Here is a 14,155-nt window from a genome sequence, read left to right as displayed (position 1 = left end):
CTGTACCCTACGAGGATATAACCATGTCAACACAACGCGTCGAGACGCCTGAAAATATGGGCGTCAGGGGAACTATTAGCCTGCGCTGGGCGTTTATGCTGATTACCACCCTGTTTTTTATGTGGGGCGTGTCATACGGCCTGCTGGATGTGCTGAATAAACACTTTCAGGAAACGTTGAACGTTACCAAAGCACAATCGGGATTATTACAGGCGGCTTATTTCGGTGCCTATTTTATTGTTGCGCTGCCCGCGGGTTATTTTATGCAGCGTCACGGCTATAAAGCTGGAATACTGGCGGGGTTATCACTGTATGCCATTGGTGCGTTGTTATTTGTGCCAGCGGCGATGGTCAATAACTTCTCGGTATTCCTGTTTGCATTGTTCGTGCTGGCGTGCGGACTGGGCTGCCTTGAAACTGCCGCGAACCCGTATGCCACAGTGCTGGGCGATCCCAACGGCGCAGAGCGTCGTCTCAATCTGGCGCAATCGTTTAACGGGCTGGGGCAGTTTGTGGGACCGATGATTGGTGGCTCGCTGTTCTTTACCCAGGCCAACCAGGATGCGGCACAGGACACCGTCAAAATCACTTATGTAGTGATTGCGTGTGTGGTCATCGCCATTGCGCTGTTATTTAAACGTACCGCCTTACCGGACATTCGCGAATCCGCCAGCCAACATATTCAGCAGCCCGGCGCCACTTTATGGCAGCAAAAACATTTTGTCGGCGGTGTGGTGGCGCAGTTCTTTTATGTTGCCGCTCAGGTCGGAGTGGGCGCTTTCTTCATTAACTATGCCACCGAGCACTGGCACGGCGTGACCAACCAAAGCGCGGCTTATATGCTTTCGGTCGCGATGATCTGCTTTATGCTGGGACGTTTCTTCTCTACCTGGCTGTTGGGCAGGGTGAAACCGGCAGCCATGCTAGCGGCTTATGCGCTGATCAATATTGTGCTGTGTGCCGTTGTGATGCTGGGCGCAGGCGATGTTTCCGTGATTGCATTGATCGCCATCTTCTTCTTTATGTCCACTATGTTCCCCACCATCTTTGCCATGGGCGTAAAAAACCTCGGCCAGGCGACTAAACAGGCCAGCTCATTTATGATCATGGCAATTGTGGGCGGCGCGATTATGCCCTATTTCATGGGGCTGATTTCTGACAAAGTCAGTACTGCCGTGGCTTACAGTTTGCCACTGATGTGTTTTGTTGTGGTGCTGGCTTATGCGTTAAGACAGCGCAGACATTCATGAATTAGTGAGTCAGGGTATTATGGGCGATTCATTGGAATCGCCTTATGAATGAACATTACCTGCGGTGTGCGGCTAATAACCTCTATGACAACAGTGGAGGCTCAAAAACTCTTCGAATCTTGAAAACACCTTGCAAGCAATCTCACTTAAATCTGACAGTGAAAGGCTAAGGCCTAAGACTGTTTCAGTACTTTGATAGTGAGTAAGTCAATGATGTTGAATCATAGCTCATAATCATCACGCTAACGCTCCCCAGTTGCAGTTGCTGCTGGTTTGGTGGGATGACAAAGGTGGTGGCGTTTGACGGCAGATATACAGTATGACCTTCAGGTGCATTCACTGTTGTGACTGTACCTGTTGTATTACTTTGATAAGTCCCAGAACCATAATAATTATTGCCCGCTATGTGACCATAGCTATTACCATTGATATTGCTTTGAGTATTAATAGTGGTCGTTGACATGCCATAACGACTCATTGTTGATTCATTAGATCGAGTTTCCATTTCAACCACCGCAAATCCCAAGTATCCATTCTGCTGAACACCTAAGTAGCGAAGTTCACTGAAGCCTCTATCAACTTTACCTCCAAACACATCCGCATGACCAAAGGCATTAGGAAGGTCAGACGATTTATCGACTTTGAAAACTTCTCCACCTACGTATGTTTTAAGAGGAGTGTTGGCTGGCTGTTCTAAAGACTCATAATTGTTTATTGAACTGCATCCTGAAAGAAGTACTGCCGCTAATAGCCATTCCTTACGCATAAATACACCCCTAATTTAATAAGCTATCAGATAATACTGAAATGAATTATTTTTTCGATTGTTACATTAAGATATTGTTATTTATAGTTATTATATTCGTGAGACCCAAACTTCTGACCGTAATAATCTGCTAAGTTTTCCGTACTTGCACACAGCGGACAAGCTTAAGCGGCAGGTTGCTACTACGGACGTCCATCAGATATCAAACGACGATTTGCCTGCAGAAAACAGGCGTGAGATAAATCGTCACCCTGGGATGGCAGATCTATGCAAAGCAGAGAAACACTCCCTTCAAATTGCCATGCATGTCAGCCGCCTGGCTTGCATTCTAAAACATGGCGACCAGACTTGTTGGGTTATCCAGGCCATAAACGCACCGCGTTTTCCCAGCAAGGAGAAGGAAATGAGTAAGAAGATCGCCGTCCTGATCACTGATGAATTTGAAGATTCAGAGTTCACCTCGCCCGCAGAAGCCTATACCAAAGCGGGTCATGAGGTCGTGACGATTGAGATGCAAGCGGGAAAGGTTGTGAAAGGGAAGCAAGGTAAAGCCGAAGTCACCATTGACAAGGATATTGATCACGTTAACGCCGCCGAATTCGATGCATTACTGCTGCCCGGGGGACACTCGCCTGATGCACTGCGCGGTGATGATCGATTTGTGAATTTCACCAAAGAATTTGTCGCGAGCGGCAAACCGGTATTCGCAATTTGTCACGGTCCGCAGTTGCTCATTAGCGCCAATGGTGTGCGCGGCCGCAAGATGACCTGTGTTAAAGCCATCGCCATTGATTTGCGGAACGCGGGGGCAGACTTTTATGATCAGGAAGTGGTCGTCGATGACGATAAGCTCGTCACCAGCCGCACACCGGATGATCTTCCTGCGTTTAATCGCGAAGCGTTACGAATTCTAAACGCGTCCTGAGCGTGAAATCCGATGTTAGCGCTGGCAAGTGGGTCGCCATAATGGCGACCTTGCTGTGACTTATGAGATTTCAAGGGCGTTAACTGCGATTCCGAACAGTTACACACTTAAATCAATCACCACTTTCCCAACGTGCCCGGCGGATTGCAGGTAACGATAAGCCTGCTGCGTATCCTTAAAGCCGAACACACGATCAACCTCCGGCACAATCCCAGCAGTCTCAATCGCTCTCACCGCCGCCTGCAGATCCTCTGTTGAACCGGTGTTATTACCCACGATATTCAACATCTTCTGCATTATCGGCAGTACCGGCACAGTTAACTCCGCACCACCCACAAACCCAATCACAAAAATCGTTCCGTTATAGGCGGCAGCACTGATCGACTTTGCGAAAGTCGCCGCACCGACTGACTCCAGCACCAGATCCGCACCCTGACCGTGCGTCAGCTCCATCACCCGTTTATCCCACTCGGGATCATCGCGGTAATTAATCGCTTCATCGGCACCCAGTGCTTTCACTCTCGCCAGTTTTTCATTGGAAGAGGAGAGCATAATCACTCGTGCGCCCGCTGCTTTAGCGTATTGCAGCGCAAACAGACTCACGCCACCCGTCCCGAGCAACAGCACGGTACTGCCAGGCTGAACCTTACCGCGAACGATGGCGTTCCAGGCCGTCGTCGCAGCTATCGGCAGCGTGGCGGCCTGCTGCCAGCTGAGAGAATCAGGGATGCGCACTAATGAAGCAGCCGGAACAACGGCATACTCCGCCAGCCCGCCATTATCGGTTACACCGCGCAGGGCATGATGATGTTCAGCGCGTATCAAACCCGCATGCCAGCTTTGCATCATACCCGGTACAACGCGCTCACCGATTTGCCAGCCGCCTACCCCCGACCCCAATTCAACAATCTCACCTGCGCTGTCAGCACCCGGAATAATGGGCTGCGCGATGGCACCAAACTGACCCGTTGCCAGTGCCAAATCGAGGTAGTTGAGGCTCACCGCATGCTGACGTATTAACACTTCACCATGGCCTGGCTGTGGGCGCGGCAGTTCAGTGATATTCAGGGCATCGATGTTGGGCGCAGTTAATTGGATAGCTTGCATAAAATTCTCCTGTTTTCAAAGTACAGCCAGTGTGGCGCGAAAACAGGCGCTATAATCGATGTCAAAACCAAATGACTGTTGCACAGGGAGCAATAATGCAGGATGACGATTTCCGCCAACGCGAAGCGTTTTTAGCGGTAGTGCGTGCAGGCAGCTTCAGTGCTGGGGCGCGTGAGCTAGGACGGGATGTCTCGGTGGTGTCGCGCCGCATAGCTGCCCTGGAAAAACGGCTGGGCATTCGCCTGATCGAACGCACCACGCGCCGCATACGTCCCACGGAAGAAGGGCAGCGCTATCGGCAGAAAATCGAACTTGCCGATGAGCTATTACGGGAAGCGGAAGAGGAAGCGCGGGCTTTGGCCGCACGTCCGGCGGGTACCATCCGCTTAACCGTGCCAGCCTCTTTTGGTCGCAGTTGGGTGGCACAGGCGTTGCCCGGTTTTTTGCAGGCCTATCCCGATATTCGCATCGTGTTGAATTGCAGCGACCGCTATGTCGATTTGCTGGGGGACAATTTTGATATGGCGATCCGCATCGGCGTGCTCACGGATAGCCGACTAATAGCGCGTAAGCTGGCGGACACCAGCCGGATGCTGTGCGTGGCGCCAGATTATCTGGAACGTCATCCTGCGCTAAGCCAGCCACAGGATCTCCGCCAGCACGACTGTCTGGGGTTTACCCCGATGCACAGTTGGCCGGAATGGCGCCTGGAGAAAGACGGTCATCAGATAGCCGTACCCGTGCAAACCCGATTTGAGAGCGACGAGATGGATGCACTGGTGCTGGCGGCACAGGCTGGCATGGGCGTATTACTGGCGGCCAACTGGCTGGTGCAAAAGGAGCTGGCTGAAGGATCGCTGGTGCCGGTGCTAGCTGACTGGCAGGCAGTTGGGGAAGATGGCGTCTGGCTGATGAAACCCTCCAGCCAACTGCAGTCGGCGAAAATCAGTGCCTTGACAGAATGGCTGGTGGCCTGGTTTGCGGAAAAGCGCTGGTAGTGTCAAATCCCTGACGTAATTCTGAGGTGAAGTGGCTGCAACGGCATGAATAGCGTTACAGCCGTTTGCCTCAGTGGATGCCGGGCATGATGACGCTGGTGGTCGATAACCGCTATCCCTTCATCAATTTCTGCAGCGACGCCGCACTCTGCTCATCATCCGGCACATACACCAGCAGGCGGTCGCCATTGCGCGAAGCGGACCACCAGTTATTCTGGCGCAGCGTCATCTCTCCGACTTCCTGACGATAAAAGCGCTTCAGGCGGTTCTCCACCTTGCCCAATTCGTAGCGCTGCCAGGTTTGCGCGAACTCATCAGAGCTATTCAGCAAACGAGCGAGAAAGCTTTCCCAGTGCGGATCGCCAAGGTGTTCGCCCATCTGACCACGAAACATCGCCACCATCTGCGGCATCACGTCGTCCCAGTCGCTCATCGCTTTACGCCAGGCAGGATGATTAAACGCCAGCCAGATGCAGTTACGATCTTCCACTGCGATCCCGGCCAGATCCACATCCATCAGCGAGCACCACGCCGCGTTGTAGCCGAGGATATCGAAACGAGGCGTCTCAATAATCGCTGGTAACTGGATGGCGTCCAGCATCTGCTGATTATGCGCCGCGATTTTGCAGCAGGCAGCGGCCACCCGCACCGAGGGCAACGAGTGTCCGGCAAGGGAAAACAGATGCTGTGTCTCGACATCGTTGCACTGCAATGCCGTGGCAATGGCGGTCAGGGTTTTCGGCGAGGCTTTGATATCGCGCCCCTGTTCCAGCCACGTGTACCAGGTCACGCCGACATCCGCTAGCTGCGCCACTTCTTCACGGCGTAAACCGGGCGTGCGGCGGTGGCGCATATGCGGCAAACCCAGACGGTTTGGATCGAGGCTTTCACGACGCGTGCGTAAAAAAGTGCCTAGCAGTTTTCGATTGTTGTGTTCAGCCGTGACGGGGGCAATAGCCGTGCTCATAAGCAGATCTCCAAACGAGACGGGTAGTGTTTATACCATGATAAACAAGAACTGGTACCCGTTTAATAGTTAGGTGATGCTATGCCGTACTGCACTTAAAAACAAGGTTAAAACCGATGCACACATCGCAACTTCAACGCGCGGGACTGGTGGTCCTGCTGGCAGGGCAACTCCTGCCCATGATCGACTTTTCCATTGTCAATGTGGCGCTGGATGCCATGGCGCATACTTTGCGCGCCACATCGATTGAGCTGGCGCTGATTGTCGCCGTGTACGGCATTGCTTTCGCCATCTGCCTGGCGATGGGCGGACGCCTGGGGGACAATTACGGACGTCGTCGGGTTTTCCTGGCAGGAGTATGGATCTTCGGTATTGCATCTTTATTATGCGGCATCGCCAACAGCGTCGGCCTGTTGATGTTTGCTCGCGCATTGCAGGGGGTCGGCGCGGCATTCATTGTGCCGCAAATTCTCGCCACCATGCACGTGACCATGAAGGGCAGGGAGCACGCACGCGCCATTGGTCTCTACGGGGGCATTGGTGGGCTGGCGTTTATCATCGGCCAGGTGTTGGGTGGATTCCTGATCAAAGCAGATATCGGCGGCTACGGCTGGCGCAGCGTATTCCTGATCAACCTGCCGATTTGCCTGTTTGTGCTGATCACGGCGCGTCGTTTTGTGCCTGAAACGCACAATAACCAGCGTGTGCCGGTGGATATCAGCGGCACCTTGCTGTTAGCGGGCGCGATTGGCTGTTTAATGCTGGCGCTCGCGCTCGGTCCGCTGCTGCACTGGTCATGGCCGTGCATTCTGCTGCTGGTGCTGTTCCCGGTGTTATTGCATCGCCTGCGTCAGAGTTCGCTGCGTCTGGAAGCGGAAGGCGGTTCGCCGTTGCTGCCACCTTCGCTGCTGCGTCTGCCAAGCGTCCGCTTTGGTTTAACCCTGGCGGTACTGTTCTTCTCCTGCTGGAGCGGCTTTATGTTTGCAGTGGCGCTGACGCTGCAGTCGGGCATCGGTTTAACCGCGTTTGAGTCTGGCAACGCATTCATCGCACTGGGCGCTGCCTACTTTATCGGCGCGATGCGTTCGACGCGCATGGTTGAGCGTTTTGGTAAACGCACCACGCTATTGATGGGCTGTGGTATCCAGATGGTCGGTTTGATCGCCCTGATCGCCACTTTCCAGTTTGCCTGGCCAGCTGTCGGCGTCTTTACTCTGATGCCCGCCACCATCCTGATTGGTTTTGGTCAGTCATTTATCGTCAGCACCTTCTACCGTATTGGCATGAGCGGTGTACCGCATCATCAGGCGGGCGCGGGTAGTGCGGTGTTATCCACCGTACAACAGTCGGCACTGGGTTTAGGGCCGATGCTATTGGGTGGTGTTTTCACACAGATTAACGTGCATGGCAATCATCTGGCAGCCATCTCCGGCACCCTGGGCGTGGAGCTGTTAATGATGGTGACGCTGGTGATTTTGACCAGTCTGAACCGTCGTACTTTTCAACCGGTGACGGCGGAAGGGTAATCCTTATGCAGTGATTTCTGCAGCGGCTTTTCAGCTTACTGTAAGGTAAGCGAAAATCCGTTGATTGCGCTGAATTTACCTTTGGCGCAGTGGTCTTTTTTCCGGAACATATCGCCGCAACTAACGGGCTGAACCGCGTGTTCAGCCCGTTTTTTTGTGGTGCGGCAGAAATGCGTTGAATGGAAAAACGGCAGGCTCATAGCAGATGAAAAAGATGTTAACCGGGTTACTTTTCATGGTAACCACCACAGCCTTTGGTGCAGACGATTTCACCCTCAGGGATATTCACTTTGACGGCTTGCAGCGCGTAGCACCGGGTGCGGCAATGCTGAGTATGCCGGTACGCGTGGGCGATCGCGTCTCGGATGACGATATTCGCAACACCATTCGAGCGCTCTTTGCCACTGGCAACTTCGAAGATGTACAAGTGCTGCGCGATGGCGATGCGCTGCTGATCCGCGTGAAAGAACGTCCTGCCATTGCCAATATTTCCTTCTCCGGCAACAAGGCGATTAAAGAAGATCAGCTAAAGCAAAATCTGGATGCTACCGGTGTGCGAGTCGGTGAAGCGCTGGATCGCACCACGCTCTCGGACATCGAAAAAGGGCTGGAAGATTTTTACTACAGCGCGGGCAAATACACTGCCAGCGTCAAAGCCGTGGTCACGCCGTTACCACGCAATCGTGTCGATCTGAAGTTCGTGTTTACCGAAGGTGTGTCAGCGAAGATTCAGCAGATCAATATTGTCGGCAATCACGCCTTCTCTTCTGATGAATTAATTTCTCATTTCCAGCTGCGTGATGATGTGCCGTGGTGGAATTTAATTGCCGATCAGAAATATCAGAAACAAAAACTGTCCGGCGATTTAGAAATGCTGCGTAGCTATTATCTCGATCGCGGCTTCGCACGATTTAATATTGATTCCACGCAAGTGAGTTTAACGCCTGATAAGAAAAGTATTTATCTGACGGTCAATATTCATGAAGGGGATGTTTACCATATTTCCGATGTCATCCTGAACGGTGATATGGCGGGACACTCCGCTGAAATTGAGAAGCTGGCACATATACCGTCTGGTGCGTTGTACAGCGGTGCCAAAATTACCGAGAACGAAGGCGCGATCAAGGCGCTGCTCGGTCGCTACGGCTATGCCTTTCCGCAGGTCAGTTCTCAGCCTGAAATTAACGATGCAGACAAAACCGTCAAGCTGCACGTCAATGTTGAAGCGGGGCATCGTTTCTACGTGCGTCAGGTGAAGTTCAGCGGCAATGACACCTCAAAGGATTCGGTGCTGCGTCGTGAGATGCGTCAGATGGAAGGCTCTTGGCTGGCCAGCGATGCGGTCGATCAAGGTAAGGCTCGCCTCAATCGCACCGGCTATTTCGAAAGCGTGGATGTCGATACTCAGCGTGTACCGGGCAGTCCGGATCAGGTCGACGTGGTGTACAAGGTCAAAGAGCGTAATACCGGCACCTTCAACGTCGGTCTCGGCTACGGCACCGACAGCGGTATCAGTTATCAGCTTGGCGTCAGCCAGGATAACTGGATGGGCACCGGTAATACCGTGAGTTTTAGCGGCACCAAAAACAGTTATCAAACCTATGTTGAGATTGCCGCCACCAATCCGTACTTCACCGTGGATGGCGTCAGCTTAGGCGGCAAGCTGTTCTACAACGATTACAGCGCTGAAGATAATGACCTGTCTGAATATACGCTGAAGAGTTTTGGTGCCAGCAGCACATTAAGCTTCCCGATCAGCGAAAACAGTAATCTGAGTTCAGGACTGGATTATAGCTACAACCGCGTCAGCAATATGGCACCACAGGTCTCGATGTGGCGCTATCTGGGATCGCAGGGCATCCATCCGAAAGTGATCACCACCAATGAAGATGATGATGACGATTACGCGACCAGCGATGAGAAGTTTGTCGCTAATGATTTCTTCTGGAACATTGGCTGGAACTACAACTCGTTGGATCGTGGTTTCTTCCCAACGTCGGGCGTCACGGCTGGGTTTAATACCAAGGTGACGATCCCCGGATCAACCAACAGCTATTACAAAAGTACGCTGAGTGCCAATGCTTACTTACCGTTGAGTAATGACCATCGTTGGGTGCTGATGGGCCGAACTAAAGCGGGCTATGCGGATGGATTTGGTGGTAAAGAAGTGCCGTTCTATGACAACTTCTATGCCGGTGGATCCAGTTCCGTGCGTGGTTTCTCGTCCAATACCATTGGTCCAAAAGCGGCCTATTACAGCTGTGCTGGCAGTGAAAGCAGCTACGGTAATTGTGCGGTGTCTAAATCAGATGACGCAGTAGGCGGTAACGCCATGGCAGTGGCGAGCGCGGAATTAATTGTTCCAACGCCGTTTGTCAGCGATCGCTATGCGGATTCACTGCGTACCTCATTCTTTGTCGATGCCGGTACCGTCTGGGATACCAAATGGGAAAATACCGCGGAAACGCGCGCGGCAGGCATTCCGGATTATGGTGATCCAAGTGAAATTCGTGTTTCCAGCGGTCTGGCAATGCAATGGCAATCGCCGCTTGGTCCGCTGGTGTTCTCTTACGCCTTACCGATCAAGAAATATGAAGGCGATAAGTCCGAGCAGTTCCAGTTTAATATCGGGAAAACCTGGTAGCGGTTATTTGTTTGTTAAATAACGAAGTAAGATTTACGTTATCTTTAAACAGAGAGAGCAGAATTAAATAGCCGTTTGCGTAAAATAGTCAGGGTACGGTGCTTAGGGAATGAGTGCCTGCCACCATCGTTGTTATGCATTTTCTGTCAATATATTTCGCCACCCATTTGGGTGGCTTTTTTATATTATTTAACCTTCGCTCAAACGTAATCCGGTTTCCACATCAAACAGATGAATCTTCTCGGCATTTAATCCAAGACGAATCTGGTCGCCACTTACCGCAGTATGGCGTCCGGCGATCTGCATATGCATCGGGTGGCCGTGCCATTCGAGATGCAACAACGTCGATTCACCGGTGATTTCAATCACTTTTACCGTGGCGAGCGCGCGCGTGTCGGCCTCGATCAGGTCGTGAGGACGCACGCCCAGCGTCACTTCAGCACCTTCACGATCGCGTGCCGCCGCTTGCCAGCGCAAAGGCAGCGGTTGCCACAGATCCTGACACTGCACGCCGGGAATGCCATCGCGGGTGATCAATTGCGCCGGTAGCAGGTTCATCGGCGGCGAACCGATAAAACGGGCCACGAAGGTATCTGCCGGACGGTCATAAATTGCCAGCGGCGCACCCTGCTGCACAATGCGACCCTCCTTCATCACCACAATCTGATCCGCCAGCGTCATGGCTTCTACCTGATCGTGCGTGACATACACCATGGTGGTTTTGAAGCGTTGATGCAGGGATTTAATCTCCGCACGCAACTCCATCCTCAGCTGTGCATCGAGGTTGGACAGCGGCTCGTCAAACAGAAATACCTTTGGATTACGCACCATCGCGCGGCCCATCGCCACACGCTGGCGCTGCCCGCCGGATAACGCACGCGGATAGCGCCCCAGCAACTTATCAATGCCGAGAATGCCGGCGATGCGTTCGATTTTGCTCTGCTGCTCTTCGCGCTTCACTTTCTTCACCTGCATATGAAACGCGAGGTTCTCTGCCACCGTCAGATGCGGATAGAGCGCATAGCTTTGAAACACCATGGCCATGTCACGGTCGGCCGGATCGCGATCGTTTATTTGCACTTTATCCATCATGATCGCGCCGTCCGACAGACTCTCCAGACCGGCAAGCAGGCGTAATAAAGTGGATTTTCCACAGCCGGATGGGCCGACCAGCACGGTAAAACTGCCGTCGGGAATGGTGAGATCGAGCGGATGCAGAACCGATTGTTTGCCGTAGCGCTTAGCCACTTTTACGAGTTCAACACTGGCCATGATTTAGCGCTCCTGTGCGGAAAGTTGCAGTTGATGCCAGTCGGGATAGCGACGCGGCAGGGTACTGATTGCCAGTGAAGCCACCGCGATGCCCCATTGCAACGCGGTAGTAATATCTTGCTGATGCAACAGCGCGGTGAGGAAACCGGCGTTGAAGCTGTCGCCTGCACCAATAGTGTCCACCACGGTGACGGGCTTCGCGGGCTGATTGAGGTGCTGATGTGATTGCCAGCAACCTGCGCCTTGCGCACCGCATTTGACCACGCAACCGCCACGCCCGCTGAGTCTTTGTGCGAGTTGGGTGGCGGCCACGTTGAGATCCTCCGCGTCCATCAGGCCCAGCGTTTCGACTTCATTGAGCAGCAGCCAGTCACACAGCGGCAACCACTGCGCCATCTGCTGGCGAACCTCTTCGGTCCAACCCTGCGGCGGCCAGCCGGTGTCCACGGCGGTGATAAACCCGCGCTGCTGCAATTCACTCAGCAACAGCGGATATTCGTTGTACAGATGCAGGCACAAGAAGGTGCCGCACAGCAGCACGATATCGCCCTCGCTGGCGCTCAGCGGCAGCTGATTCAGCACATCCTCAGCGGTGAGTCGCACGATATGGCCGAGATTGCTGAGGAACGAACGCTCGTGATCGGAGTGCGTCACGCCCACGGTGAGTGAGGTTTCGCAGTGATAGCGCGTCCAGTGTGCGACGCTGTGCGGGAAGTAACTACCCAGCCAGGCACTCAGGCCGTCATCGCCCTGATTCGCCACCGCACGATGACGCACCTGCATCGCTTCCAGCGCTAGCGCGCAGTTGCCTGCCGATCCCCCCGGACGCAGTTCGCTGTGATTCACCATCACTTCGGTGCCGCGCTGTGGCCAGTGGTCGAGCGTGCCCATAATCAAATCGACGTTAATATTGCCGACCACATACAGCGTGGCGGTAGAGTCCATGTTCATCTTCATCCTTTGCTCCCGCCACTGGCCAGGCCGCTCACCAGCGTTTTTTGCAGCCAGATAGCAATAAACAGCGGTGGCACGGATGCCAAAATTCCGACTGCCGCGATCAAACCATCATCGGTGGCACGTCCGGCGGTAAAGCCCGCAATCGTCACCGGCAGGGTTTGTGCCGCGATGTTGCTGGTGAACAACAGCGCATAGAAAAATTCATCCCACGCCAGTAACCAGCCAAACAGCGCCGCTGCACCCAATACCGGTTTTGCCAATGGCAAAGTAATGCGCAGCAGCACCTGCCAGACACGCAAACCATCAAGACGTGCTGCTTGCTCGATATCCTGCGGTAAGGAATCAAATTGGTTCTTCAGCATCCAGGTCAGGAACGGCAGGATCAGCGAGCAATAGACGATGATCAGACCGGGACGCGTGTTAAGCAGGTCCAGCTGTTGCAGCAGGAAGTAGAGCGGCAGCACAAACGCCACCGGCGGCACCATATAGATGGCGAGCGAGGCAAACAGCCAGCCATCACGACCACGGTAGCGGGAGAAACTGAACGCCGCCGGAATCGCCAGCAGCAGGCAGATAATGGTCGCCCCGGTTGCCACCAGCAGGCTGTTGCCCAACGCATGCAGGAACAGCGTGCCGGGCTGGCCGGGTTCCAGTGAAATCAGTCTGCCGTAGCGGCTGAAATCCCACTGGCGCGGCAGCCACTCCAGCGGCACTCGGGTGAGATCGCTGGCGGCACTGACGCTCATCAAAAACAGCCAACCCATTGGTGCGAGCACAGAAATGGCCACCAGTAGTGCGGCGACGTATTTCGCCGCGACGCGCAACTTAACCTTCATAAGCGCTCCCTTTTCGGCGCTGACGCAGTAATAACATCATGTAAATCGTGATCAGCACCGCGCACAGTAACGTCATCAGCATGGCGTACGCCGCACCGCTGCCTGCGCGTAAATAGCTGAATGACTCCTGATAGACATAGAAACTCAGGGTTTTGGTGCTATCCACCGGGCCGCCACGCGTCATCACATAGATGATGTCAAAAATCTTGAAGGCATCGATGGTACGCAGCACCAGTGCGACGCTCAGCGCACCCACAATCGCCGGGAAGGTGATGGCACGGAAACGCCGCCAGGCGGATGCGCCATCGAGTCGCGCGGCTTCAAACAGATCGTCGGGAATGGATTGCAGCGCAGCCAGTACCAGCAACGTTACCAGCGGATAGTTCTTCCAGATGTCGGCGAACATCACCGCATTGAGCGCCGAATCAGGCGATCCCAGCCAACTGCGATAACCATCGATAATGCCCAGTTGCGTGAGCAGGGCGTTAATGCTGCCGTAATCCGGATTGAAATTAAGGCGCCACATCATGGCGTTGACGATAGTTGGCAGCGCCCACGGCAGAATCACCAGCACGCGCAAAATATTGCGTCCGGCAAATTTCTGATTCAGTAACAATGCCACCAGCACGCCAATCACCCCCTCAAACGCCACCGAGACCACGGTGAAGTAGAGTGTGCGCCACAGCGAAGTTTGAAAATCGGGATCGGTGATGGCAAACAGATAGTTCTCCAGCCCAACCCAGGCCGGTGATTCACCACTGCCGATCAGGGCAGCATCAGTGAAACTCAGCCAGATAGTGCGCAGCAACGGCCAGGCGGTGAGCAACAGCATCACCAGCAACATGGGTGCTAACAGCACCCATGCCTGCCGTTGTTCGCGTTGACGCAAACTCAGCATGCTGACCCC

Annotated in this window: 12 protein-coding genes; 5 read left to right on the top strand and 7 right to left on the bottom strand. The window is 53.7% G+C overall.

Annotated elements, in window-relative coordinates; genetic code table 11:
• Positions 1 to 23: 23 nt before the first annotated feature.
• Positions 24 to 1,250 (top strand): L-fucose:H+ symporter permease, encoded by a 1,227-nt coding sequence (gene fucP / locus LBW88_RS13060; protein ID WP_224932704.1) that lies wholly within the window; start codon positions 24 to 26, stop codon positions 1,248 to 1,250.
• 184 nt (positions 1,251 to 1,434) lie between these two features.
• On the opposite strand, the gene LBW88_RS13055 is transcribed toward fucP, so the two are convergent.
• Positions 1,435 to 2,016: a hypothetical protein gene (locus LBW88_RS13055; RefSeq protein WP_224932703.1), complete on the bottom strand. Its 582-nt coding sequence runs from the start codon at positions 2,014 to 2,016 to the stop codon at positions 1,435 to 1,437.
• Positions 2,017 to 2,419: 403 nt separating this feature from the next.
• On the opposite strand from LBW88_RS13055, the gene LBW88_RS13050 reads away from it, so the two are divergent.
• Positions 2,420 to 2,941, top strand: a complete 522-nt coding sequence (locus LBW88_RS13050) for a type 1 glutamine amidotransferase domain-containing protein (protein ID WP_224932702.1) — start codon at positions 2,420 to 2,422, stop codon at positions 2,939 to 2,941.
• Between the two features lie 99 nt (positions 2,942 to 3,040).
• Here the strand turns inward: LBW88_RS13050 and LBW88_RS13045 are convergent, their stop codons facing one another.
• The gene (locus tag LBW88_RS13045; RefSeq protein ID WP_224932701.1) at positions 3,041 to 4,048 is read right to left on the bottom strand and encodes a zinc-dependent alcohol dehydrogenase family protein; all 1,008 of its coding nucleotides are present in this window, start codon (positions 4,046 to 4,048) and stop codon (positions 3,041 to 3,043) included.
• Between the two features lie 95 nt (positions 4,049 to 4,143).
• On the opposite strand from LBW88_RS13045, the gene LBW88_RS13040 reads away from it, so the two are divergent.
• Positions 4,144 to 5,046: a LysR family transcriptional regulator gene (locus LBW88_RS13040; RefSeq protein WP_224932700.1), complete on the top strand. Its 903-nt coding sequence runs from the start codon at positions 4,144 to 4,146 to the stop codon at positions 5,044 to 5,046.
• Positions 5,047 to 5,158: 112 nt separating this feature from the next.
• On the opposite strand, the gene LBW88_RS13035 is transcribed toward LBW88_RS13040, so the two are convergent.
• Positions 5,159 to 6,013: a helix-turn-helix transcriptional regulator gene (locus LBW88_RS13035; RefSeq protein WP_224932699.1), complete on the bottom strand. Its 855-nt coding sequence runs from the start codon at positions 6,011 to 6,013 to the stop codon at positions 5,159 to 5,161.
• Between the two features lie 116 nt (positions 6,014 to 6,129).
• Between LBW88_RS13035 and LBW88_RS13030 the strand changes: the two genes are divergently transcribed.
• Positions 6,130 to 7,539 (top strand): MFS transporter, encoded by a 1,410-nt coding sequence (locus LBW88_RS13030; RefSeq protein ID WP_224932698.1) that lies wholly within the window; start codon positions 6,130 to 6,132, stop codon positions 7,537 to 7,539.
• 205 nt (positions 7,540 to 7,744) lie between these two features.
• Positions 7,745 to 10,183, top strand: coding sequence for an outer membrane protein assembly factor BamA (gene bamA, locus LBW88_RS13025; protein ID WP_224932697.1), 2,439 nt, complete (start codon positions 7,745 to 7,747; stop codon positions 10,181 to 10,183).
• A gap of 189 nt (positions 10,184 to 10,372) precedes the next feature.
• Here bamA and LBW88_RS13020 read toward each other — a convergent pair whose 3' ends face one another.
• From LBW88_RS13020 to LBW88_RS13005, 4 genes are read right to left on the bottom strand one after another with little or no spacing between them, the layout of a single operon-like run.
• Positions 10,373 to 11,455: an ABC transporter ATP-binding protein gene (locus LBW88_RS13020; protein WP_224932696.1), complete on the bottom strand. Its 1,083-nt coding sequence runs from the start codon at positions 11,453 to 11,455 to the stop codon at positions 10,373 to 10,375.
• Between the two features lie 3 nt (positions 11,456 to 11,458).
• Positions 11,459 to 12,400 (bottom strand): carbohydrate kinase family protein, encoded by a 942-nt coding sequence (locus LBW88_RS13015; RefSeq protein ID WP_224933007.1) that lies wholly within the window; start codon positions 12,398 to 12,400, stop codon positions 11,459 to 11,461.
• Between the two features lie 8 nt (positions 12,401 to 12,408).
• The gene (locus LBW88_RS13010) at positions 12,409 to 13,248 is read right to left on the bottom strand and encodes a carbohydrate ABC transporter permease (RefSeq protein ID WP_224932695.1); all 840 of its coding nucleotides are present in this window, start codon (positions 13,246 to 13,248) and stop codon (positions 12,409 to 12,411) included.
• Positions 13,238 to 14,146: a carbohydrate ABC transporter permease gene (locus tag LBW88_RS13005; RefSeq protein WP_224932694.1), complete on the bottom strand. Its 909-nt coding sequence runs from the start codon at positions 14,144 to 14,146 to the stop codon at positions 13,238 to 13,240. Before LBW88_RS13005 ends, LBW88_RS13010 begins: the two co-directional genes overlap by 11 nt.
• Between the last annotated feature and the right edge of the window lie 9 nt (positions 14,147 to 14,155).

The sequence above is a fragment of the Pantoea sp. alder81 genome, assembly GCF_020179835.1.
Taxonomy (GTDB): domain Bacteria; phylum Pseudomonadota; class Gammaproteobacteria; order Enterobacterales; family Enterobacteriaceae; genus Pantoea.
This window is presented reverse-complemented; position numbering and strand designations above follow the sequence as displayed.

Bases quoted from the DNA above. Each gene is read 5' to 3' on its own strand.
- fucP (WP_224932704.1), top strand. From the start codon at position 24: ATGTCAACACAACGCGTCGAGACGCCTGAAAATATGGGCGTCAGGGGA.
- LBW88_RS13055 (WP_224932703.1), bottom strand. From the start codon at position 2,016: ATGCGTAAGGAATGGCTATTAGCGGCAGTACTTCTTTCAGGATGCAGT.
- LBW88_RS13050 (WP_224932702.1), top strand. From the start codon at position 2,420: ATGAGTAAGAAGATCGCCGTCCTGATCACTGATGAATTTGAAGATTCA.
- LBW88_RS13045 (WP_224932701.1), bottom strand. From the start codon at position 4,048: ATGCAAGCTATCCAATTAACTGCGCCCAACATCGATGCCCTGAATATC.
- LBW88_RS13040 (WP_224932700.1), top strand. From the start codon at position 4,144: ATGCAGGATGACGATTTCCGCCAACGCGAAGCGTTTTTAGCGGTAGTG.
- LBW88_RS13035 (WP_224932699.1), bottom strand. From the start codon at position 6,013: ATGAGCACGGCTATTGCCCCCGTCACGGCTGAACACAACAATCGAAAA.
- LBW88_RS13030 (WP_224932698.1), top strand. From the start codon at position 6,130: ATGCACACATCGCAACTTCAACGCGCGGGACTGGTGGTCCTGCTGGCA.
- bamA (WP_224932697.1), top strand. From the start codon at position 7,745: ATGAAAAAGATGTTAACCGGGTTACTTTTCATGGTAACCACCACAGCC.
- LBW88_RS13020 (WP_224932696.1), bottom strand. From the start codon at position 11,455: ATGGCCAGTGTTGAACTCGTAAAAGTGGCTAAGCGCTACGGCAAACAA.
- LBW88_RS13015 (WP_224933007.1), bottom strand. From the start codon at position 12,400: ATGGACTCTACCGCCACGCTGTATGTGGTCGGCAATATTAACGTCGAT.
- LBW88_RS13010 (WP_224932695.1), bottom strand. From the start codon at position 13,248: ATGAAGGTTAAGTTGCGCGTCGCGGCGAAATACGTCGCCGCACTACTG.
- LBW88_RS13005 (WP_224932694.1), bottom strand. From the start codon at position 14,146: ATGCTGAGTTTGCGTCAACGCGAACAACGGCAGGCATGGGTGCTGTTA.